17 protein-coding genes and 1 pseudogene are annotated in these 22,259 nt (G+C 37.0%); 12 read left to right on the top strand and 6 right to left on the bottom strand.

The window, feature by feature from the left end; all coding sequences use genetic code 11:
* Positions 1-10 precede the first annotated feature (10 nt).
* The 3 genes from AAFN87_RS19015 (at position 11) to tatC (ending at position 1,782) form a co-directional block, all read left to right on the top strand.
* Entirely contained in the window at positions 11-646 is a 636-nt protein-coding gene (locus AAFN87_RS19015; RefSeq protein WP_347792642.1) for a redox-sensing transcriptional repressor Rex, read from the top strand.
* An 81-nt stretch (positions 647-727) separates the two neighbouring features.
* The gene (locus tag AAFN87_RS19010; protein WP_347792641.1) at positions 728-943 is read left to right on the top strand and encodes a twin-arginine translocase TatA/TatE family subunit; all 216 of its coding nucleotides are present in this window, start codon (positions 728-730) and stop codon (positions 941-943) included.
* A gap of 17 nt (positions 944-960) precedes the next feature.
* The gene (tatC, locus tag AAFN87_RS19005; protein WP_347792640.1) at positions 961-1,782 is read left to right on the top strand and encodes a twin-arginine translocase subunit TatC; all 822 of its coding nucleotides are present in this window, start codon (positions 961-963) and stop codon (positions 1,780-1,782) included.
* 98 nt (positions 1,783-1,880) lie between these two features.
* Here tatC and AAFN87_RS19000 read toward each other — a convergent pair whose 3' ends face one another.
* From AAFN87_RS19000 to AAFN87_RS18985, 4 genes and pseudogenes are all read right to left on the bottom strand, one after another.
* The gene (locus AAFN87_RS19000) at positions 1,881-3,551 is read right to left on the bottom strand and encodes an acyl-CoA dehydrogenase family protein (protein WP_481886498.1); all 1,671 of its coding nucleotides are present in this window, start codon (positions 3,549-3,551) and stop codon (positions 1,881-1,883) included.
* Positions 3,532-5,053: pseudogene (locus AAFN87_RS18995) on the bottom strand (class I adenylate-forming enzyme family protein). The gene AAFN87_RS19000 and the pseudogene AAFN87_RS18995 overlap by 20 nt, the downstream one beginning before the upstream one ends.
* Before the next feature lie 4 nt (positions 5,054-5,057).
* Positions 5,058-5,447 carry a MerR family transcriptional regulator gene (locus AAFN87_RS18990; protein ID WP_347792638.1) on the bottom strand — a complete coding sequence of 130 codons (390 nt, stop codon included), beginning with the start codon at positions 5,445-5,447 and terminating at the stop codon, positions 5,058-5,060.
* A gap of 133 nt (positions 5,448-5,580) precedes the next feature.
* A complete protein-coding gene (locus AAFN87_RS18985) occupies positions 5,581-6,324 on the bottom strand; it encodes a CPBP family intramembrane glutamic endopeptidase (RefSeq protein WP_347792637.1) in 744 nt (247 codons plus the stop codon).
* Positions 6,325-6,522: 198 nt separating this feature from the next.
* Between AAFN87_RS18985 and groES the strand changes: the two genes are divergently transcribed.
* The 6 genes from groES (at position 6,523) to AAFN87_RS18955 (ending at position 15,985) form a co-directional block, all read left to right on the top strand.
* Complete coding sequence (groES, locus tag AAFN87_RS18980; RefSeq protein ID WP_347792636.1) at positions 6,523-6,807, top strand: co-chaperone GroES; 285 nt, start codon at positions 6,523-6,525, stop codon at positions 6,805-6,807.
* Positions 6,808-6,912: 105 nt separating this feature from the next.
* Positions 6,913-8,544 (top strand): chaperonin GroEL, encoded by a 1,632-nt coding sequence (groL, locus tag AAFN87_RS18975; RefSeq protein WP_347792635.1) that lies wholly within the window; start codon positions 6,913-6,915, stop codon positions 8,542-8,544.
* Positions 8,545-9,051: 507 nt separating this feature from the next.
* Complete coding sequence (locus tag AAFN87_RS18970; protein WP_347792634.1) at positions 9,052-11,028, top strand: methyl-accepting chemotaxis protein; 1,977 nt, start codon at positions 9,052-9,054, stop codon at positions 11,026-11,028.
* A gap of 448 nt (positions 11,029-11,476) precedes the next feature.
* A complete protein-coding gene (locus tag AAFN87_RS18965; protein ID WP_347792633.1) occupies positions 11,477-13,720 on the top strand; it encodes a YcdB/YcdC domain-containing protein in 2,244 nt (747 codons plus the stop codon).
* 206 nt (positions 13,721-13,926) lie between these two features.
* On the top strand, positions 13,927-15,270 hold the full coding sequence (locus AAFN87_RS18960) for an AAA family ATPase (RefSeq protein ID WP_347792632.1): 1,344 nt from the start codon (positions 13,927-13,929) through the stop codon (positions 15,268-15,270).
* Positions 15,263-15,985, top strand: coding sequence for a hypothetical protein (locus AAFN87_RS18955; protein WP_347792631.1), 723 nt, complete (start codon positions 15,263-15,265; stop codon positions 15,983-15,985). The genes AAFN87_RS18960 and AAFN87_RS18955 overlap by 8 nt, the downstream gene beginning before the upstream one ends.
* 75 nt (positions 15,986-16,060) lie before the next feature.
* Here AAFN87_RS18955 and AAFN87_RS18950 read toward each other — a convergent pair whose 3' ends face one another.
* On the bottom strand, positions 16,061-16,537 hold the full coding sequence (locus AAFN87_RS18950) for a YusW family protein (RefSeq protein ID WP_347792630.1): 477 nt from the start codon (positions 16,535-16,537) through the stop codon (positions 16,061-16,063).
* Between the two features lie 115 nt (positions 16,538-16,652).
* On the opposite strand from AAFN87_RS18950, the gene AAFN87_RS18945 reads away from it, so the two are divergent.
* The 3 genes from AAFN87_RS18945 (at position 16,653) to AAFN87_RS18935 (ending at position 21,060) form a co-directional block, all read left to right on the top strand.
* Complete coding sequence (locus tag AAFN87_RS18945; protein WP_347792629.1) at positions 16,653-17,960, top strand: LysM peptidoglycan-binding domain-containing protein; 1,308 nt, start codon at positions 16,653-16,655, stop codon at positions 17,958-17,960.
* A 205-nt stretch (positions 17,961-18,165) separates the two neighbouring features.
* Positions 18,166-19,416 carry an Nramp family divalent metal transporter gene (locus AAFN87_RS18940; protein WP_347792628.1) on the top strand — a complete coding sequence of 417 codons (1,251 nt, stop codon included), beginning with the start codon at positions 18,166-18,168 and terminating at the stop codon, positions 19,414-19,416.
* 288 nt (positions 19,417-19,704) lie between these two features.
* A complete protein-coding gene (locus AAFN87_RS18935) occupies positions 19,705-21,060 on the top strand; it encodes an S-layer homology domain-containing protein (RefSeq protein ID WP_347792627.1) in 1,356 nt (451 codons plus the stop codon).
* Positions 21,061-21,470: 410 nt separating this feature from the next.
* Here AAFN87_RS18935 and AAFN87_RS18930 read toward each other — a convergent pair whose 3' ends face one another.
* Complete coding sequence (locus AAFN87_RS18930; protein ID WP_347792626.1) at positions 21,471-22,217, bottom strand: alpha/beta hydrolase; 747 nt, start codon at positions 22,215-22,217, stop codon at positions 21,471-21,473.
* Positions 22,218-22,259 lie beyond the last annotated feature (42 nt).

Below are 22,259 nucleotides of genomic sequence, written 5' to 3'. Positions count from 1 at the left end.
GGGACTATGTGTGAACAAAGAAACGAAAATTCCACAAGCAACTACGAAAAGGCTTCCTCTTTATTATCGTTTTTTACAAAATTTCGCGAACGAAGGCAAACAGCGAATTTCATCGCAAGAGCTAAGTGATGCAATGAAAATTGATTCGGCAACCATTCGTCGAGATTTTTCATATTTTGGAGCACTCGGTAAAAAGGGTTATGGCTACGATGTGCAGCATTTATTATTATTTTTTAGTGAAACACTTGATCAAGATGAGGCGACAAATGTAGCTCTTATAGGGGTCGGCAACTTAGGAAATGCATTTTTGAAGTATAATTTTCAAAAGAATCATAATACGCGCATAGTCGTGGCATTTGACTCGAAAGCACCGTATGAAGGGACAGATATTAGCGGGATTCCTGTGTTCCATCCAGATAGATTAGAGGAAATGTATGAGGAGTTTAAGGCGGAGTTAGCGATTTTGACGGTATCATCCCGCTCAGCACAAACGATGGCTGACCGTTTATCAAGTATGAACGCAAAAGGAATATTAAATTTTACGCCTGTGCGTTTAACGGTGCCGGAGTCTATGAAACTAATGAATATAGACTTATCTGTCGAGCTTCAGGCACTGATCTACTTAATACGCAATCAAGAAAATTGACGTAAATTATTCACATTTATTGTATTAGCAAAAAGCTCCATATTACGTTAAAATGGTACATATAATAGAGGAGGTGGCCGTATGGTTGTGCATTTAAATGCGATTGGACCTGTGAGCCTAGTTATTATCGGTGTCGTTGCTGTATTAATTTTTGGTCCGAAGAAATTACCTGAGCTGGGAAAAGCTATGGGTTCTACACTTCGTGAATTCAAAAATGCAACTAAAGGTTTAACTGATGACGAGGATGATACAAAAAAGAACGTCATTGAACATAAAGATAACGAAATCAATAAGTAGTTAAGGATGTCTAGTTTATGAATCCAAAAGAACTCACTGTTTTAGAACATATTGAAGAACTAAGAAGTCGCCTTGTTATCTCGGCGTTCTTCTTCGTTTTGGCACTTGTAGGGAGCTTCTTTTTAGCTAAGCCGATTATTAAATATATTCAGTTCAGCGATGAGGCCGCACAGTTTACATTAAATGCATTTACGCCAACGGATCCACTTGCGGTATTTTTAAAGGTAATGTTTATTATCGCGTTAGTATTGACATCACCAGTGCTTCTGTATCAGCTTTGGTCGTTTATAACGCCGGGTCTCCATGAAACAGAACGTAAAGCCACTTTAAAATATATCCCGTATGCATTCTTTCTATTTTTACTAGGTATTAGCTTCTCATATTTTGTTCTTTTCCCATATGTCATGAATTTTATGATGAGCTTATCTTCTGATTTAGAAATCGTACAAACGATAGGAATTAATGAATACTTCTCATTTTTATTTAAGTTAGTTTTACCATTTGGTATTATATTTCAACTTCCCGTTGTGACGCTATTTTTAGCACGTATTGGTTTGCTGAATCCAGAGTTAATGGCCAAATTTCGTAAATATTCATATTTCGTCTTATTCGTTCTAGCAGCACTACTTGCACCGCCAGACCTTATTTCTAACTTAATAGTCGCAGTGCCTTTATTTATTTTATATGAAATAAGTATTGTCATTTCGCGTATTGGTTATAAAAAATATGTCGAGGCAGAGGAAAAACGTCTGCGTGAAGAACAAGAGGTCGAACAGCAATTGCAAGTAGAGGTATTACTAGCAGAGCAGCGTCGTCAAATAGAAGAAATGAATAGATAATGGAAAAGAAAGATGATGTCCTTGAGGAGGCGTCATCTTTCTTTTTTTGTAAACATTTATTGTGTTTGTAAAGATGAGCCTGCTAACGTAGAGTTCTCTTATTTAAAAATAGATTTAAAATACGTGACAGTTTTCATTTCATCACCTAACTTGCGAAGTGACCATTCTGTTTCGATAAAAATTTCAGCTAATTGTTGCTCGCGTTCGCCGTGTTGTGCTGCAAATTCAAGCGTTACGATACTTTCGTAAAGCGAGGAAAGCTTTTTCATAATCGGTTTTGCTTCAAACGCTTGCGCTTGTTCATCAAGTGTCGCGAACTGATCGAATAATAGTTGAACATTACGTAATTGCTGAGTGACAACTGATTTTAAATTATTTGCAGGTAAGGAGCATATACGTTGTTGCATAGCCGCTATAAACAACTCATGTATGCTAAACTTTTTCACAAGTCGAATTAATTCAAGAGCTAAAATATTTGCCGTTCCTTCCCATACGGTTAATACTTGTGCATCTCGAAGTAGGCGAGGTGCTACAAAATCCTCGATATAGCCGTTGCCACCGTGTAGCTCGATTGCTTCATGTGCAAAGTGTATCGCCTGTTCAGCCGTTTCTTTTTTGACAAGGGCGATTAATAAGCGCACTAATAGTTGATCACGTTCATTTCCTTTACCAGCACTCACTTTATCGTAAAGTTGTATTAGATCGAATAATGTCACGAGCTCGGCATGTTGTTTTGCTGCAAGCTTCATGAGTGTGTCTTGCACAGCGGGGAAGTCTGTTAGCTTTTGGTTAAAGGCCGTTCGTGCATTTGTGTACGTATATGCTTCTTGTAAAGCGCGTTGCATAATGCCTAACGAAGCAGCCGCATTACAAATACGTGATAAGTTTAACGCTTCAAGCATGTAATAAATCCCTTTACTAGAGTCGCCTATAACGTAAGCCTCAGCACCATCAAATACAACCTCACCTGAAGGCACCGCTTTGACACCTAGCTTATCTTTTAGTCGGCGAATTGTAATGCCGTTTAAAGTTCCATCGTCACGGCGCCATGGGACAGCAAAGAGTGTTAATCCTTTTGAACCACTAGGGGCATTTTCCATACGAGCAAGTACCATTGCCACGCCACACATACCAGCATTCGAAGCAAAATATTTCTCTCCATAAAGACGATAGGAGCCGTCTTCTTTAACTGCTTGCACTACATTAGCCCCAACATCAGAACCACCTTGGCGCTCTGTTAGAAACGTTGCACCCTCATAGAGCTCTATATCACCAGTAGCACAAATATGTGGTAGGAAACGTTCACGCACGGCATCATCTGCATAATGATCAAATAAATATGCTGTAGCCATTGATAACGTCACGGGACAGTAAAAGCCGGGTTCAGATTGCGATAAAATATAACCTTGTGCAAAACTATATACATAATTGCCTTTATGGCCGAGCTCAGGAATATCTTTATGCACATAGCCTACAATGCCGGTTCTATATGTTTCATCAACCGTCATTTTATAGCCGTCATTGACCCATACTTCACTTATTTCTTCACCTAATTTATTGTAGCGAAGTAAGCGTGGCTCGCCTTCGCGGTCTGTATGTTTTGCACGAGTATCGATTGGTCCAGCACAATGCGCTCCGAACGCTATCAGTTGCTTATCTGCATAGCGAAAAAAAGCAGGTGACAATGCATTTTGTAGTATTTTTTGTAGCGTTTCATCGAGGGTGTAAAAATTTTTTGTGTAGTTTGGTTTATAAGTTAATACGTTCAAGTCCATCACCTACTACTTTTAATTGTTGTTTTAAAATTTTCCCTGATGCGTTGCGTGGTAAAGCGTCTACTTGCTCGTAAAATTTCGGTACTTTAAAGCTAGCTAAACGCTCAGATAAATAATTTTTCAAAGCACTTTCATCTATTATTTCAGTCGCAGAAAAAACCGCTTTTACTGTTTCGCCCCATTCAGGGTTTTGGAATACCAACTACTGCTACTTCGTTAATGGCAGGGAAGTGGAGCATTGCTTCCTCAATTTCTTTAGGATAAATATTAACTCCACCGGAAATAATCACGTCCTTTTTACGATCAACAACCCAAATATAGCCGTCTTCATCAAAGCGTGCTAAATCACCTGTACGTAGCCAACCGTTAATGAAACTAGCTTCTGTCGCTTCCACATTTTTATAGTAGCCTTGCATATTACCTTCACCGAGGAGTACAATTTCGCCGACCTCACCTTGTGGGACGTCTATGCCTTCCTCGTTTACAATGCGGAGTTCTGTCCCTTGTGGCGCGCGTTTTCCTATGCTACCAGCCTTTTCGGGATGCTCTTCAGGTAATAATATGGAACCACTTGGACCTGCTTCTGTTAATCCGTATACACAAGTGAGGCGATCTGTTTTAAATTTCTCAGCAATATGCAGTACTTCTTTTTTGGATAGAGTTGCACCACCATATACCCACCATTTCATAGATGACAGATTAGCGTCCGCTAAACGAGGAGAAGTGGATGTTAGTAAATAGGCAACAGGTGCACCGAAGAAATGGGTCGTTCTTTCCGCCATAACAGTATCGAGTAATAAATCAGGTGTAAACGTAGGCGTTAAAATACTTGTACTACCGACAACAAAAGCCGCCATAAAAAAGAGATGAAGGGGGGCAGAGTGACTTAAAGGCATCATGAGCAGTATACGGCTTTCAGGCTTTACTTCCATTTCAATAGCAATCATATTGGCAACCGTTAAAATATTGCGGTACGTAAATAGCACCCCTTTTGGATCGCCTGTTGTGCCAGATGTATATAAAATCGTAGATAAATCATCTTCACTTAAATTACAGTAAATTTCTGTGGAAGATCCTTTTGATAAAAGAGCTTCAAAGCTTTCCCAGCCAACTGCAACAGCGCCGGTTTTAATTTTGATGTCACAAAGTTCTAGCGGTGCAACTGTAGCGAATAATAAATCATGTGCAATAATTGCGCGGGCATCAGAATGCTTAATGACATACTCCACTTCAGGTAGTGTGAATTTTGCATTAACTGGGACGGCAATGCCTCCAATACGCTGTACAGCAAAATAACTAATAACAAATTCTAAAACGTTCGGCATGAAAATAACAACTTTATCACCCGGCTGGATTTTGTGTTTAAGTAATGCGTTGCTAAACTGATTAACTTGGTCATCTAACTGTTTGTAAGTCGTACGTCTAGCTATGCTAATAATTGCCTCCGCCGATGGATACTTCCTTGCATTTCTCGCTAATAAATTTGAACTGTTCATGTAGTTATTCTCCCTTCAATGTCATTAAACGATCTGTAAACATTTCTTGAAGCTGTAAAATTTCTATACGAATTTCATTTAGTTCAGCGATGCGCTCATCAATTTCCTGTAGCTTTTGATTACCATATTGCAATGTTCGTTCTAGTTGCTTTTTACCTGTCTGATCATAATTAAATAGCAGTACCATTTCTTTAATCTCGTCAAGTATGAAGCCATATCGCTTACCGCGAAAAATCAATTTCAACTTTGCGACCTCTCGTTTTGGATAGAAACGTTGCTTCGTCTCAGAGCGAATAGGTGTAAGTAATCCAAGCTCTTCATAGTAACGGAGTGTTCGTGTCGATACGTTAAATTGCTTAGCTACTTGCTGAATCGTTTGTAATGATTTTTGCATTCCTCCTTCACCTCTCTCAAATTAGTAATAGTATACAATTTACGTTAACGTAAATTTAAAGAGAAAAACACCTGGAAAAAGAAAAAATGGCTTAAAAGAGAAAAACACGCACAAGAAAATGTGCGTGTCATAATCATTTTGGCATAGAATCAATAATTTGTTGTAACTTATCATAGTTCCACTGAACATACGTAACAAAGCCGTTTAGCATCATATGCGCGATAATCGATGTTAGTAGACGATGCGTTTTATAGTAAAGAAAAGCGAATATAAAGCCGGTAATTGTATATAGTATAATGTGTGTGAAATCCATATGAATAGCCCCGAAAATAATAGCACTAATAAAGCCAGCAACCCAAAAGTTTTGTGTTTGGATTAGTGAGCCGAACACAACACGGCGGAAGACAAGCTCCTCTAAAATCGGTCCGAATATTACGGAAACTAAAATCATTATAGGAGCAATACGAGTAATCATCATAATTGTTTCAGTATTTTCAGAGCCCATATCTATACCTATTGCTGCTTCAATTTGGGCTCCTATCGATTGACCAAACAGTACGAGGAAGAAACCAATTATACCCCAGCCAATTGACACGGAAATTGTTGCCTTTTCTCCTTTGAAGACATTGAAAAATTGTTTATTACGAGAAATTAATATAATGCAAACTAAGAGTGCAATCCCTCCTGTAATAGCTGACCACCAGCCGAATAAAACAATTCCCTCTTGATCGGCAGGTGCATTAATCATTCCTAAGAAAAACGCTCGAACATTAGGGACAAGAAGAATTAAACTGGATAGCTGAAATACGATATACGTAAGCAGCACATAGAACGCGGTTTTCTGTGTTTTAAATTTTGGTGAGTTAATAGAAGTCACGTGAATAAAACCTACTTTCTGTACGAATAATACGATTGTTGATTCTATTTTAGATGAACTTGGAAAGAAAACAAAATTTTTTATAGTTCTTGCTTGCAAAAAAACACTGAATTATTTAATATAAAAGTGTATTAGCACTCTTTGTTGTAGAGTGCTAATAAATAAAAATACTTATTATTTTGTAGGAGGTTGTTTCACTTGTTAAGACCATTAGGGGATCGTATCATTATCGAACTAGTTGAGGTAGAGGAAAAAACGGCTTTTGGAATCGTTTTACCCGACTCAGCAAAAGAAAAGCCACAAACAGGTAAAGTAGTGGCAGTAGGGACAGGTCGTGTATTAGATAACGGCACTCGTATCGAGCTTGACGTGAAAGAAGGCGACGAAATCATCTTCTCAAAATTCTCAGGTACAGAAGTAAAATACGACGGCCAAGAATACTTAATTTTACGCGAAAGCGACGTATTGGCAGTTATCGGTTAATTAAAACATTACAATCAAATGCGAAAAGCGCCCCTGTCATAGCGGCGCTTGCTCGCGCATAAAAGATTCTTTATACAATAACATGATTTTCAGGAGGTTTTTTTAATGGCAAAAGATATTAAATTCTCAGAAGAAGCGCGTTCATTAATGCTTCAAGGTGTCGATAAATTAGCAAACACTGTAAAAGTAACATTAGGGCCAAAAGGGCGCAACGTCGTTCTTGAGAAAAAGTTTGGTTCTCCATTAATTACAAATGACGGTGTATCAATTGCAAAAGAAATTGAACTTGAAAATCCATATGAAAACATGGGAGCAAAATTAGTAGCAGAAGTAGCTTCTAAAACTAATGAAATTGCTGGTGATGGTACAACAACTGCGACAGTTTTAGCACAAGCGATGATTCGTGAAGGGCTAAAAAACGTAACAGCTGGTGCTAACCCAGTAGGTATTCGTAAAGGGATTGACAAAGCAGTTGCAGCAGCTTTAACTGAGCTTCAAGCAATTTCTCGTCCAGTAGAAAACAAAGAGGCTATCGCACAAGTAGCAGCAATCTCTTCAGACGATGTAGAAATCGGACAATATATCGCGGACGCTATGGAGCGCGTTGGTAATGATGGTGTTATTACTATTGAAGAGTCAAAAGGCTTCACAACAGAATTAGATGTAGTAGAAGGTATGCAATTTGACCGCGGCTACGCATCTCACTATATGGTAACTGACACAGATAAAATGGAAGCAGTGCTAGATAATCCATATATTTTAATTACAGATAAAAAAATCTCAAGCATTCAAGAAATCCTACCAGTGCTTGAACAAGTAGTTCAACAAGGACGTCCAATTTTAATTATCGCGGAAGATGTTGAAGGGGAAGCACTTGCAACACTAGTAGTGAATAAATTACGTGGTACATTCAATGCAGTAGCTGTTAAAGCACCTGGCTTTGGTGACCGTCGTAAAGCAATGCTAGAAGACATCGCTATCTTAACTGGTGGCCAAGTCATTACACAAGATTTAGGTTTAGATTTAAAATCAGCGGATATTACATCACTAGGTCGTGCGGCAAAAGTAGTCGTATCAAAAGACAACACAACAATCGTTGAAGGATCTGGAGATGCAGCTTCAATCGAGTCTCGCATCGGTCAAATTCGTGCGCAACTTGTTGAAACAACTTCTGAATTCGACAAAGAAAAATTACAAGAGCGCCTAGCAAAACTTGCTGGTGGTGTAGCGGTAATTAAAGTTGGAGCTGCAACTGAAACAGAACTTAAAGAGCGTAAACTACGTATTGAAGACGCTCTTAACTCAACACGTGCTGCTGTTGAAGAAGGTATCGTTTCTGGTGGTGGTACTGCACTACTTAACGTTTACGGCGCAGTTGAAAAAGTACTAAATGAAACAGAAGGTGACGTAGCGACTGGTGTGAAAATCATCTTACGTGCACTTGAAGAGCCAGTACGCCAAATTGCTGAAAACGCGGGTCTAGAAGGATCTATCATCGTGGATCGTTTAAAACGCGAAGAATTAGGCATCGGCTTCAACGCAGCGACTGGTGAATGGGTTAACATGGTTGAAGCGGGTGTAGTAGATCCAGCAAAAGTAACACGCTCAGCTCTACAAAACGCAGCATCTGTAGCAGCTCTATTCTTAACAACAGAAGCGGTTGTAGCAGACATTCCAGAACCAGCAGGCGCAGGTATGCCTGATATGGGCGGCATGGGAATGCCAGGAATGATGTAGGCCCGCACGATGCGGGTCAGTCAAGCGTTGCCACACGATGTGGCGCCCTTAAGCTTGACTTCATCTAACCATGGATGTGGTGACAAAAGCGTTGCAACAGGACGTCGCGGTATTAGCCTTTGATCCTCTGTCCTAAGCTAAATTAATATATCACTACTTCTTTTGTGAAGTAGTGTTACTCTACCACCTCTCAAGAAAATACTTGAGAGGTGGTTTTTTTGTGGTTTTTTTATGTAAATACATAACATATATCTCTTATGATTTCTGCTATTAACAAGAAGGTAAGAAAATATGATCTTTATGGCAAGATTTTTAGGATAAAAAACTTATATAATTATTTACACCAAAATAGGTAACTATTACTGTATAATGTAATTAATGTAATTTTTAATATAATATTTTAAAATATTTATAAAATGATTCGCTAATTAGTTGTAATTACAATTTTTTCGAGAGAGGTGAGATTTAATTTAAGCAAGATGCTTAAATTAAAATGATATGGAACAAATGAAAAATAAAACATCTATCAATACGAAGCTAGGCTTAGCGTTTCTAATTGCGCTTTTAATTCCTTCATTATTAATTTCGTTTACGTCGTATATGTCGGCAAAAAATGAAATGGAAGAGCAAATCCAATCAAGCGCTATGCAAAGTGTTTCGACAGTGGATGAGTATATTAATAAACATGTTAGCCCAATTACTAATGATGTCGATTATTTTGCGAGTTTATTTAAACAGCAAAATTGGCAAGCAGACGATTTGCAACCGATTTTAGAAAAGCTCGAACAGTATTTTGAAACGAGTGAAGGGATTGTTTCTTCATTCATTGGAACAAAGGAAGGCAATATGATTCAATATCCCGACCTTGGTTTAATGAATAATCCAGATTTTGATCCGCGTACACGTGCTTGGTATCAAAATGCAGAAACGAGTCCTGGTAAAGTAATTGTTTCGACTCCTCACCAATCTGCTTCAACAGGTGACTGGGTTGTCACAATTTCAAAAACGTTAGCAGATGGTAGTGGAGTCTTTGCGGCAAATTTAGGAATGGATGAATTGTACTCTGTTATTAGCACAATCAAAATAGGACAAACAGGTTATCCTTTCTTAATGACTACAGAAAAAATGATTATTGCTCACCCAAATATTGAAGGTGGTACAGATGTATCTGAAGAATCATGGGCGGATACTGTCCTGACAACAAATGATAAGTCATTTGATTACACATTTGAAGGTGAAAGCAAGAAAATGTTTATCCATTCAAATGAACTAACAGGATGGAAAATTGGCGGTACGATGTTTCATAGCGAAATTGCCAATGCAACAAATCCTATTTTAAAGACAACAGCTATAGTGGTCATTCTTTCTTTAATTATTTTAGGATTATATGTAGTAATGATCATCCGTTCTATTACTAAACCATTAAAGCAAATTACGGAAGCTGCAGTTGTTATGAGTTCTGGTGATTTACGTACGGAGCTTTCTATTGATAAAAAAGATGAAGTTGGAGTGCTTAGTAATTCATTCCAAAAGATGGGGGATATGTTGTCTTCAGTTATATCTCATATCCATAATAAATCCTCAATTATTTCGTCCTCATCAGAAGAATTAACTGCTACTTTATTAGAAAGTAGTAAGTCGACGGAGCAAATTTCTTCTGCTATGAATGAAGTACAAGTAGGGCTTGAAAATCAAACAGAAAAGTTGTATCAAAGTTACGAGTCTTTAAAAAACGTATCCAATGATATTCAAGGCATTTCTGAAAATACGGTGCAAGTAACACAAAAAGCACAGCAGGCAGAAAAGACAGCTGATGTAGGACACGGAATAGTAATTTCAACCCAACGACAAATGGCTACGATCGAAGGCACATTCAACGAACTATCAAGTGACATTGCAACAGTGAACAATTATGCCAATGAAATTAGCGAAATTGTTAGTGTAATTACGTCTATTTCGGATCAGACAAACTTATTAGCACTAAATGCGGCAATTGAAGCAGCTCGCGCGGGTGAAGCAGGTAAAGGTTTTGCTGTTGTAGCAGATGAAGTTCGTAAGCTAGCGGAGCAAACGAATAATTCATCTATTCAAGTAAAAGAAATTATTACAGCTATTCAACGGGAGTCTTCAAAATCAGTTAACTCGATGAATACGAGCTTAACTGAAGTAACAAAAGGTCTTGAAATGTTTGCCCAAACAGAAAAAAACTTTTTACAAGTTAAAAACTATATTGAAGAAATTACAGAGCAATTAGAAGCTGTTCAAATGCGGGCGCAAAAAATTGCACAAAATAGTGAGCATGTAGTCGCTGATATGCAAATCGTTGAGCGTATTTCAAATGAATCAAAAACACAGCTTGTAACGGTGTCAGCTGCAGCGGATGTGCAACTTTGCTCAATGGAAGAAATTTCGGCTACTGCTGAAGCATTAGAAACAATTGTAGAGGATTTACTAAAAGAAGTACGGTTATTTAAAGTGAAGTAAAAGTTAACGCCTTAGCCATTTTATTAATGGTTAAGGCGTTATTTTTTAAAATAATAATAAGGCGTAAGAAAGTATTTATAAAATTCATTTATCATAAATAGCAAAATCTAGTCATAGTTTGTTAAAGGCGTAAAGAGGTAGATTGGGCATTTGAGAAATGAGTTAATGCTGCATATTTTGCAAATATAGTAACTTAATACTATGGACGATGTTGCTAGTGAAATTTGTTAAAAACTCCTCGCTAGTTAACATACTTGCGAGGAGTTTTATTCGTTAGCAGTTACAAAAACATCTTGAAATTGCTAAATAATCTAAAGACTTATGGGAATTTGAAAGAAAATAAGGCAAAAGGAGTGCTTTTTGTAATGATATAAAACGATAAAACACCTGTTCACAACAATCTGAATTTAATGTAATGTATAGATAAATATGTTTATGGAGGAATATTATGGTTAAAATCAGAAAGTTTGGTTATTTAATATCAGCTTCGGCTTTATCACTTAGTTTACTTGCACCAGTAGGACATGCTTCAATGGCAACAAATGAACCTCAAGACAAAATTAAAATCCATGTGGCATCTACAACTACAGAAGTAACGAAAAATGATTTAATTAAAAGGTTTCATGAGCTATTTCCTAATAAGTTTAATTTTTTAACGAATAATGATTTCAATATGAATAGTGGACTTTATTATCCAGAAGATGAAGAGTTGCGATATTCTTTAAGCTTCTCTAAAACAATTAATGGACAACCGCTTTATGGTCATGTGAGCTTTTATGGAGAGAATTTAGAACTTCAATATTTCTCTTTTGAACCACAAAATAAAGAAGATGCGCTATTCCCTGCAAAGGTTTCAAAAAATGAAGCTGAAAAAATAGCAACAAATTATATTAAACAATTATTTAATAGCACAGATTATCAGCTAGATACAGATTCGTATGACTACTATGGCTATTACTCAAACCAAATATTAACGGAGCCTATTCGTTATACATTTTCTTTCGTACGTACAAAAAATGGTGTAGCAATTGCCGATGATAGAGCGAATATAACGATTCTTGGTAATGGCGAAATTATAGATTTTTATAGACAGACTGATAGCCCTAAATCATCTACCTACGATGAAGTAAATAAAGTTAAAGATAAAAATGAAAGTTTACAAAAGTTCAAAGACAATCTTACAGTGGAATTGCAATATCAAATTGATACGAATTATCGAACAGGTAAAACAGATGTTCAGCTTGTGTACCAGCCTTCTATTACGTATAGTGGTATCCACGCGATTTCTGGGGAGTGGCTAGTAAATAATGGATTCGCTTCGACGTTTCCTAAAAGAACTGCGGTTGAAAAGCTAGTAGCGAGTCCGTTACAACCTAAATTTAATAATATTACTGTAGAAGAGGCTAAAAAAATTGCTGAGCAATTGCTAAGTATTGAGTCAGACAAAGTGAAATTGCAGATTCAAGGTGTAGATGAATATGAAAATGCCAATGGCCAGGCTATTATTTCGATCAGTTACATGTATTCCTATAAACATGGGGGTTATGGGGCGAGCCTTGAATTTGATAAAAAGACAGGCGATATTATTCAATATTATGATGCAAAAGGCAGTCTGTTAGAGCAATTAGGTGAGAACCCAACTACTGAAAAAGCTATTTCAGCTGACGAGGCAGAGGCTAAAGCAATTAGCTATGTAAAAGATTTAATGCCTTCGAAATTACATGATTACGCAAAACCTATGACAGAACCGTATTTTGATGAACAATATAACGGCGGCATGTATCATTTTAGTTTCCCACGCATTGTGAATGGTATTGTTGTATCAGGAGATTATATTAGTGTAAGTTTAGCGGCTGATGGTTCATTAAGTAGCTTAAGTAATAATTATCAAAAAATTGAGAAGTGGCCATCAATTGACCAAGTAGTTTCAAATGATGCAGCAAAAAATATGTATAAAGATGCATTAGACTTAAAGCTAAATTATGTAAAGCAACCTAACAAAGAAGATAAGCATCATTATGATTTAGTATATTTACCTGTCATTAATGGCAAGATGGGAAGCACATTAAATGCGAGCACGGGGCAATGGAGTAGTGCGAGTGAAAACAATACAGTTGATGTTGCGCATGATTGGGCAAAAGAAGAGCTTAATTATTTAATTAACAATAATATTCTAGAAGTTAAAGATGTGAAGAGCTTTAATGCCAATGCCTCAGTGACGAAGGGAGAAGCGTTAAAAACGCTTATTAAATCTCTTACTTATTTTTATGAAGGTGATTTTAATTATAATTCAGAAGGCATGAACGAACCTTATGGTAATATCGATCCTAAACACCCGCTATATCCAGTAGTACAGCGCGCGATTGCGATTGGTATTCTAGATTTAGCTGGTGAAAGCTTTAATCCTGATTCACCGTTAACACGTGAGGAATTAGCCGCATGGCAAGTACGTATTCTAGGTCTTGAACATGCAGCTAAGTATACTGATCTTTATAAGCTAAGCTTACAAGATGCTAATAAAATTACATCAAAATACACGGGGCATGTCGCGTTATCAAATGCTATGGGCTTATTAAAAGCTGATAATAATCATTTTTACCCTGACCGTGAAGTAACGTATGCAGAGCTAGCAGTTTCAACGATTAGTCTTGCGTACGAACTAGCTAAAAAAGGTAGTTATTTAAGATATTAAAATATGTGCCGTAAGCATATCCTTTTAAACTAATAAAACCCCTCTTACTTTCCAAAATAACTTTGGATCGTGGGAGGGGTTTTTATGTTACGGATGTTGAATTTTACCGTGAACATCTCAATCAAAATAAGTGAAATCGTATTTTAATTTTTAAAAAGTTATATTTTATACCGAATTAACTTATAATAGCTTGTAAATGAGGTGTGATGATGCAACAAATAGTGAAAGTCCAAAATATTAAAATCCAGCATTTAAAAAACGTCATGCACGGGTCCATTCAAGTACCTGTAACATTTGATGAGCTAGAAAAATCAACAGTAGTTGGTTTGTATGGACAAAATGGTTCTGGGAAAACGTCTGTTGTTGATGCGTTTGGAATATTAAAACGACTCATTTCAGGCTGGGTAAGTGAAGACAAGTTACCGAGTGCTGAACGTAGAATAATCCATATTGAGCAGGAAACATTGCAGATGACATTCGATTTTATTGTAAAAAATGCAGTAGGTGAGTATTTTCTTCAATACGAAGTGCATTTGAAGGCAGGAACAAAGTATCTTTATCCAACGATAGAGAAGCTCAGTTACCGTGAAAATATTCGAGGGAGACGGATGAAAGTATTAGTCGCAAAGGAAGGCGGTAATCTACAAATTCGTACCGTGCCAATGAAGAGTATGAAGGATGATGAGCGGATTCAGCTACTAGTGACAAATCAGCTAGCTGTAAAAGAAGGCGTGTCGTTTATTTTTCATAAAGAACTCAAGGCATTACTTCAACAGCTGCTAAGCGAAGAAGAGTGGAAGCTAATAGAAAACGTAGCAACTGATTTTAACCGTGATTTGCATATTATTAATAATGAAAATATTGCACTGATTATGACGAAATATATTATGCCTTTTAGTGTGTATCTTGATAAGAAGCGAGGGTTTATTCCATATAATTTAGAAACACCGGCTGTATTATCATCGAGTTTGTTTGAAACGTTAAGTGCGGTCATTGTGCAAACGAATAAAGTATTATCAATGATTATTCCAGGGTTAGAAATTGAAATTCATAAAATTGCAGAGCAAATGTTGGACGACGGGGAGCGCGGAATCCGTTTTGAGTTTTTATCAAAACGAGGCGATCGTGTGTTACCACTAAGAACAGAGTCAGAAGGTATATTGAAAATTATATCGGTTTTGAGCGCATTAATTGGCGTATACAATAACCCGAACGCGTGCGTCGTAATTGATGAGCTTGATTCCGGTGTTTTTGAATATTTACTTGGTGAGTTGCTAACAATTATAGAAGAGAGCGGCAAAGGACAGCTATTTTTTACCTCTCATAATTTACGATTACTTGAGGTGCTCTCCAATAAAAATCTTTGGTTTACGACAACGAACGAGGAAAATCGTTATATTCAATTAAAAGGCATAAAAGCAGTGAATAATATGCGTGATGTATATATTCGTGCGGTACAACTCGGTGGGCAAGATGAGGAGATTTATAAGGAAACGAAAACATTCCGTATAAAAAAAGGTTTTAGAAAAGCAGGGAAAGTGGATGACTAAAAAAGTAATTTTAGTAATTGTCGAAGGTCAAACGGAACAAGAAGTGTTTAACGATTATTTAGAAGAACGCTTTTCGAATGCAGATGTACGCATTGCCGTGCAGTATGGTGACGTGCTAAGTGCATGGAATCGGAAAAAGGAACCTCTTAAAAAGAGGATCGGACAAGTTATTAAAGAGTACTTAGCGAAATATAAATTACTAGCACGCGACCTACTAACGATAGTGCATATAACGGATACGGATGGCTGTTTTGTGGATGCGATGCATGTCATTATTGATCAAGAAAAAACTTCGGGACATATGTACACTGATGAAGCCATTTATGTTGTGAATGAAAAGAAAAAGAATGATATTGAAAATCGCAATGAGCTAAAGGCGAGGCATATACGAACGCTTGCCAAAGATCCTCTATTTAAAGTGAATAGTGTGTCAGTGCCGTATCAGCTTTTCTATTTCTCGATTAATTTAGACCACGTGTTATGGGATGAACGCAACGCCAAGCGTGAAATGAAACTTGAAAAGGCTGAAACATTTTTAGAGAATCTGACAGAGCCACTAGAGCAGTTTTTTAAAACATGCAGTTCGATAAATTTTACTCTACCGTACGAGGAAAAATATGAGACATCTTGGAATCAGCTCATGATGGAAGAAAATTCATTGCAGCGGGATACGAATGTATCTCTATTATTTGAGTGGGTAGATCAGTTAAGCTAGTGAGGTCTTTTTTAAAACAGTAAAACACACCTTTCGATCATCGAAAGGTGTGTTTTATTTAATCATTTAGAAATGTTACTTTTTTATCTCGTATTCCTTCTTATTACCGTCAACAAAGCGTACTTCTAGTTTAAATTCTTTATAGTTTTCATCTAAACCAAATGTTTTCAATACGTCTGTAGCGACAACAGAATCTTGTGTAGTAGCATCAAATGAAAGAGATTTAAATAATGGCTCTAGCTTTTCATATGCTTTATTTCCTTTTAAATTTTCATTATGAATATTATCTTCAATCTCAGCCTCTACACCTGATGAGTCATTTTCATATTCTGCCTCGTAAGTTTCTGAAGGTGAATATTTCACTTCTAATGAAAAATGGGTGAAGTTGAACGGAACATCCTTAATATCTTCGGAAGTGGCTGACTCTTTTTTGTCAGTCTCTTTTTGGTAAGAAGGCGCATTATCGGGTGCGTTTGTTACCTTATTACTATTACACCCAACTAATAAAAATAAACTAAGTAGTACTACAAAAAATCTTGCGAACTTTTCCATTGATATGTCCTCACTTTCTATAAAATCTTCTATTATCATTACCACTATTTCCTAAAATTAACCGTGAATTGTTACATGCATCCAAAATTTTCATCATAAACTGTAGTGACTGTTTATGATAGGAGGAATAATTATTCAAATACATGTTGTAATGCCGGGAGAATCTTTATGGAGCATTGCCCAATCATACGGAACAACAATTCAAGTGATTGAACGAGCGAACCAAATCCCTGAACCGGACCGGCTCGTTATTGGGCAAGCACTGGTCGTACCGATATATGGTAATTTTTACACCGTACAGCCGGGGGATAGTTTGTGGTCGATTGGGCAAAAGTTTAATATCAATTATTTGATGCTCGCACAAATAAACGGCATTAATACGAATCAGATGTTACCTGTTGGGTTGAGATTGTATATTCCACCAGTTCAAAAAACAAATGCTGAGTCACTTGCTTATATCGAGCCGCGTGGGAATACAGTAAGTGACTTATTGTTGGACCAAGCAAAAGAAGCGAGCCCATACTTAACTTTTTTAGCGCTATTTAGCTATGAAGCAAAAAGGGATGGGACATTAAAGCCACCACCAGTTGGTACGATTCCAGAAATTGCTCATCAATCAGGGGCGTCTATGTCGATGGTTATAACGAATCTAGAAGAGGGTAGTTTTAGCGGGGATTTAGCGAAGGATATTTTGCAAAGTCGTACGGTGCAAGATAAGCTGTTTGAAAATATTCTTGCAGAAGCAAAACGAATAGGTTATGTAAAAGATATTCATTTTGATTTTGAAGCAATGCCGGCTGATCAGCGTGGTGCATATAAAGACTTTTTAAGCAGAGCGGTGCAAAAATTCCATCCATCAGGGTATTTAGTATCTGCTGCATTAGCGCCTAAAACAAGTTCGGAGCAGAGGGGTAAGTGGCAAGTAGCGCATGATTACAAGGCTATCGGGGAAATTGTAGACTTTGTTGTATTAATGACATATGAGTGGGGCTATACGAGTGGGCCTCCAATGGCTGTGTCGCCAATTAATGAAGTGGAAAAAGTGTTAAACTATGCATTGTCTGTTATGCCGGCAAGTAAAATTATGATGGGACAAAATTTATACGGCTACGACTGGCCGCTTCCTTTCGTACAAGGGGAGACAAAAGCGCAAGCATTAAGCCCCCAACAAGCACTTGAAGTAGCGAAAAACAATAATGCAGCTATTCAGTATGATAGGACTGCTCAAGCACCTTATTTCTATTATGTAAGTAATGATGGTAAGTCACATGTTGTATGGTTTGAAGACGCAAGGTCGATTCAAGCGAAATTTAATTTAATGAAAAAATTGCATTTGCGCGGCATTGCCTATTGGCGCTTAGGCTTACCATTCCCGCAAAATTGGTTGCTGCTTTCAGATAATTTTAATATCGTAAAAAAATGAACTGTTAGTCTCTTCACTGAAATACTAGTGAAGGGATTTTTTATTGGATAACTCACTTAGTGGCTAGCATTGTTTCTTACTTAATATTTATTTTAATAGCCCCTAACCAACATTTAAGGACATATTTAAGTTATGTTCTTACAAAAAGTAATGGATTATAATTAGACGGAATACTCTGTAAATAATAGTGGGAGGAGGGAACTTAATGAATACAAAGTTAAACGACAATAGCAATACAAGCGCAGAAACAAAAAACAGCTCTTTTAGAAGGATTTTGAAGTACTTAGGACCAGGTTTAATAACTTCTGCTTTAGTTCTTGGTCCAGGCTCTATTACTTTGTCCTCTAAAATAGGAGCCATTTACGGAACACAATTAGTATGGATTTTAGGTCTTGCAGTCATTTTAATGATGGCTTATACGGAGATGAGCGCTCGGATCGGATTAGCTGCCAATGGGACTTTCATTGAGATTATAAAAAAGAAGTGGGGGGTGGCTGCCGGACTAGTAATTGGAGTTGGTGCGTTTCTAGTAACAACTTCATTTCAAGCGGGAAATGCTATAGGGACAGGTATTGCGATAGAGGCTGTAACGGGGGTCAGTTCAAAAATATGGATTATTGTGATGACGATATTGGCCATTTCACTTTTATTTTTTTCTCAGTTTTATAAGGTTTTAGAAAAACTAATGCTTGCACTAGTAGTAATAATGTTATTAGCTTTTGCAATTACAACGGTTATTGTAAAACCATCGTTTTCTGACATTGTAAAAGGGATTATCCCTGTACTACCTGAAGGAAGTATTGGGTTAGTTATTGCGTTATTTGCAACATCATTTTCGATTGTTGGAGCTATTTATCAATCCTATTTAGTAAGAGAAAAAGGGTTAGGACTACAAGATGCGAAGGCTAGTGCTGGGGAAGCTATTTTTGGAATCTTTTTATTAGGATTTATTTCATTTTTAATTATGGTTACTGCAGCAACTGTATTGAAGCCAGCAGGAATTATTGTGAATAATGCTGTAGAAATGGGCGAAATATTAAAGCCTTCTTTTGGTAGTTTCTCAACGTTTGTGTTTATGCTAGGGCTGTTTGGCGCATCGTTTTCGTCATTGGTTGGCAATGCAACGATTGGTGGTGCCTTATTATCAGATGGGTTAGGTTTAGGTGATAATCTAACTTCGAAAAAAGTGAAGATTGCTATAATAATAGTCATGTTGTTTGGGTCGAGTGTTGCGCTCGTATTTAATGGCGCACCTGTTAACTTAATTATTTTTGCACAAGGAGTTACGATTTTTGTTGTACCATTCATAGCAATTGCTATTTTAGTCATTGCGAATCGAAAGGATGTTATGGGCAATTTGAAAAACGGCCTTATAAGTAATATTTTTGGAATTGCGGGTTTAGTTGTTCTTATCTATTTGGCATTCAATAACTTCAAAAATATTTTCCTTTCATAAAACCCTTTCATACTGCTTCACAGACTGCCATACATACAGCAATAGGAGCTGGATGTATGGCAGTTTACATATCTGTTAAAGCACTTATGCAAGAAAATATGATAGATATTATAACAGTAGAATAAAAGAAACTATCTTCATACACACATAAAAAATGTACCGGAGGGCAAATTATTATGAGTTTGTCTACAGTTAGAGAGTTATTATATAAAATAACATTTTTTGCCTATATAACTATCGATATTGTATACTAGTTTATAGTAAGTAAATTAAAATGGAGGTATTTTGATGAAGAGATTTAAAATATTTGCAATACTATTACTTGCATTACAACTCGTACTGCCAATGTCTGCATTTGCTGAAGAAAATGACGAATTAATCAACTATTTAGCGCTTGGGGATTCATTAGCGGCAGGCATCCAAGATAATGGAGAGCTCGGCCCAAGCTATGCTGACTTTTTTGCGTCAAGCTTAGCTGAAGATGAGCTATTAGGTAAGTTTAATAAAGGATTTGCCTATCCAGGGTATACGACAACAGATGTATTAAATGACTTAAAAAATGATATCCAAAAGCCTGTTGTAAATTCATCAGGTACTCAAAGTGAAACAGTAGCATTACGCGATTCAATTGCGAAAGCAGATATCATTACGATTAGCGCGGGTGCTAATGATGTTTTAAAGTATTTTAAGACTAAAGAAGACGGTACTGCTGAGATTGATTTAGCAGGAATTTCTAAAGGTATTCAAGAAGTCGGTGCAAATTACAATAAGATTTTGACAGAGATTGAAAAGATTAATCCGGATGCACTTGTTATGATAATGGGCTATTATAATCCGTATCCATATGCAGATGAAAGCTTACAAAAGCAACTAAATGAACTTGTTTATGCGATGGACAAAGTAGTAGCGCAAGTAGCTCTTGAGAAAAGCGCTATTTTTGTACCGGTAGCAGAAGAAATCGCACTTGATTATAAATTGTATTTACCAAATCCTAAAAATATCCATTTGAGCAAAGATGGCTATAAATTAGTAGGCTCTTTATTTACGTATGATTTATGGGAATATCTATTAGATGATTCGTTATATGAAGAAATATATTTTACAGATACGGAAGGTCACTGGGCTAAAGAATATATAGACTTTGCTGCAATGTTTGGCTTAATGAATGGCTATGAGGATGGCACATTTAAACCTGATCAAGCATTAAAACGCGTGCAAATGGTATCGATTTTAGCGCGTATGATAGGTTTAGAGCCAGTAGGAGAAGCACCATTTAAAGATATTTCAGGCTATGCAGACGCAACAAAGCAAGAAATTGCTGCTGCTTACCATGCCGATTTAGTACAAGGCTATGGGGAATTACTAAAACCAGAAGATAAAGTGACACGTGCACAAATGGCTTTAATGATTTCACGGGCATATACGCTACTAACAGGTGCACCTTATATTCCGACAACGGTTGCACCATTTACGGATATTGATTCTTACAATGTAGAAACGCAATATGCCATTACACTACTATATGATTACGAAATTGCACAAGGAGTAGGGAATAATAAATTTGCTCCTAAACAAGTTGTAACTCGTGCACAAGCAGCAAAAATTTTAACTGGATTTATGATGACATTAACTACTGAAGAATAAAAAATAGTTCTACGTCAAATGTAGGGGTGTACTAATTTTGAGGAATCAAAATTTAGTGCATCCTTTTTGTATGGGGGGCGTTGATTTCCATTTGGGGCTGGATGCTTTTTTGGGGGCACGGCTCAACTAAATTGATTCGGATGGGACTGAAGCAATTGGATTTTCCGTACGTGCGACTGTCGCTAAGCTGTCGCCGCCCCTCCATTCCATTAGCGCGTCCTTAACTATGATGAACGCCTACTCCTTATACTTTTTTGTGGACAAAATTGTGTGTATACCTAGACAAATATTGGGGAAATAAAAAATGAGCTATGCAAGAAGACGGGGATCTTTACTTGCATAGCTCTTTTTTATATAAAGCAGAAGGGGTTCTGCTGGGGACACTAAATTATTGAGTTATTATATATATACTACTCTTTCCACTTTAATCCTTCAAAGAAACGGAAAATTTCTTCGTATACAAGTTCACGCTCTTGACCAAGCGTTAAAATGTGGCCAGAATTAACGAAAGTTTTGACTGATTTAATTCGAGATCGAACCGAGCTATAAATTAAATCGGCACTCTCACAGTAATATTCATCATCTTGCAGTCCGCGAAGAATATGTACAGGTGTTTGAATATTGTCTAGCTTTGCGCTTGTTTCGTTAATCATGCCTTGTAAATAAGATAAAGATGGCATTTGAACAATTTCAGCAATTTTTGAGCGGTTGTGCATATTTTCGTCAAATGTACCTTCAAGCTTTTTATAATTAATTGTGTAATCGATAATACGATTTTGCAAGCTATCTACATCTTTTGCAATCGCTGGTGCTGACATCGCAACAATTGCCTTAGTTGGACGTTCTGCTCCAAGCTTTAGTGAGAAAATACCACCTAATGAAACACCTGCTACGGCAATTTCCTCGTAGCCGCCATTTCGGAGTGTGTCATAGCCTTCAACTACACTATTCCACCATTCGATTGGATTCGTTTGAACTAAAGTTTTAGGATCAACACCATGACCTTTATATAAAGGGGCATGGACAGTATAGTTCCGTTCAGTTAAATATCGACCTAGACGTTTTACATCGTTTGTATTACCTGTAAATCCGTGTAACAGCAATACGGCACGTTTACCCGCTTCGAATGTAAATGGCTTCGGTGGAATGATTTTCATTTGTAATGACTCCTTTTAAGTTTCAGATGTGACAATATTAAA

Origin of the sequence: Solibacillus sp. CAU 1738, assembly GCF_039888725.1 — a bacterium.
Classification (GTDB): Bacteria; Bacillota; Bacilli; order Bacillales_A; family Planococcaceae; genus Metasolibacillus.
This window is presented reverse-complemented; position numbering and strand designations above follow the sequence as displayed.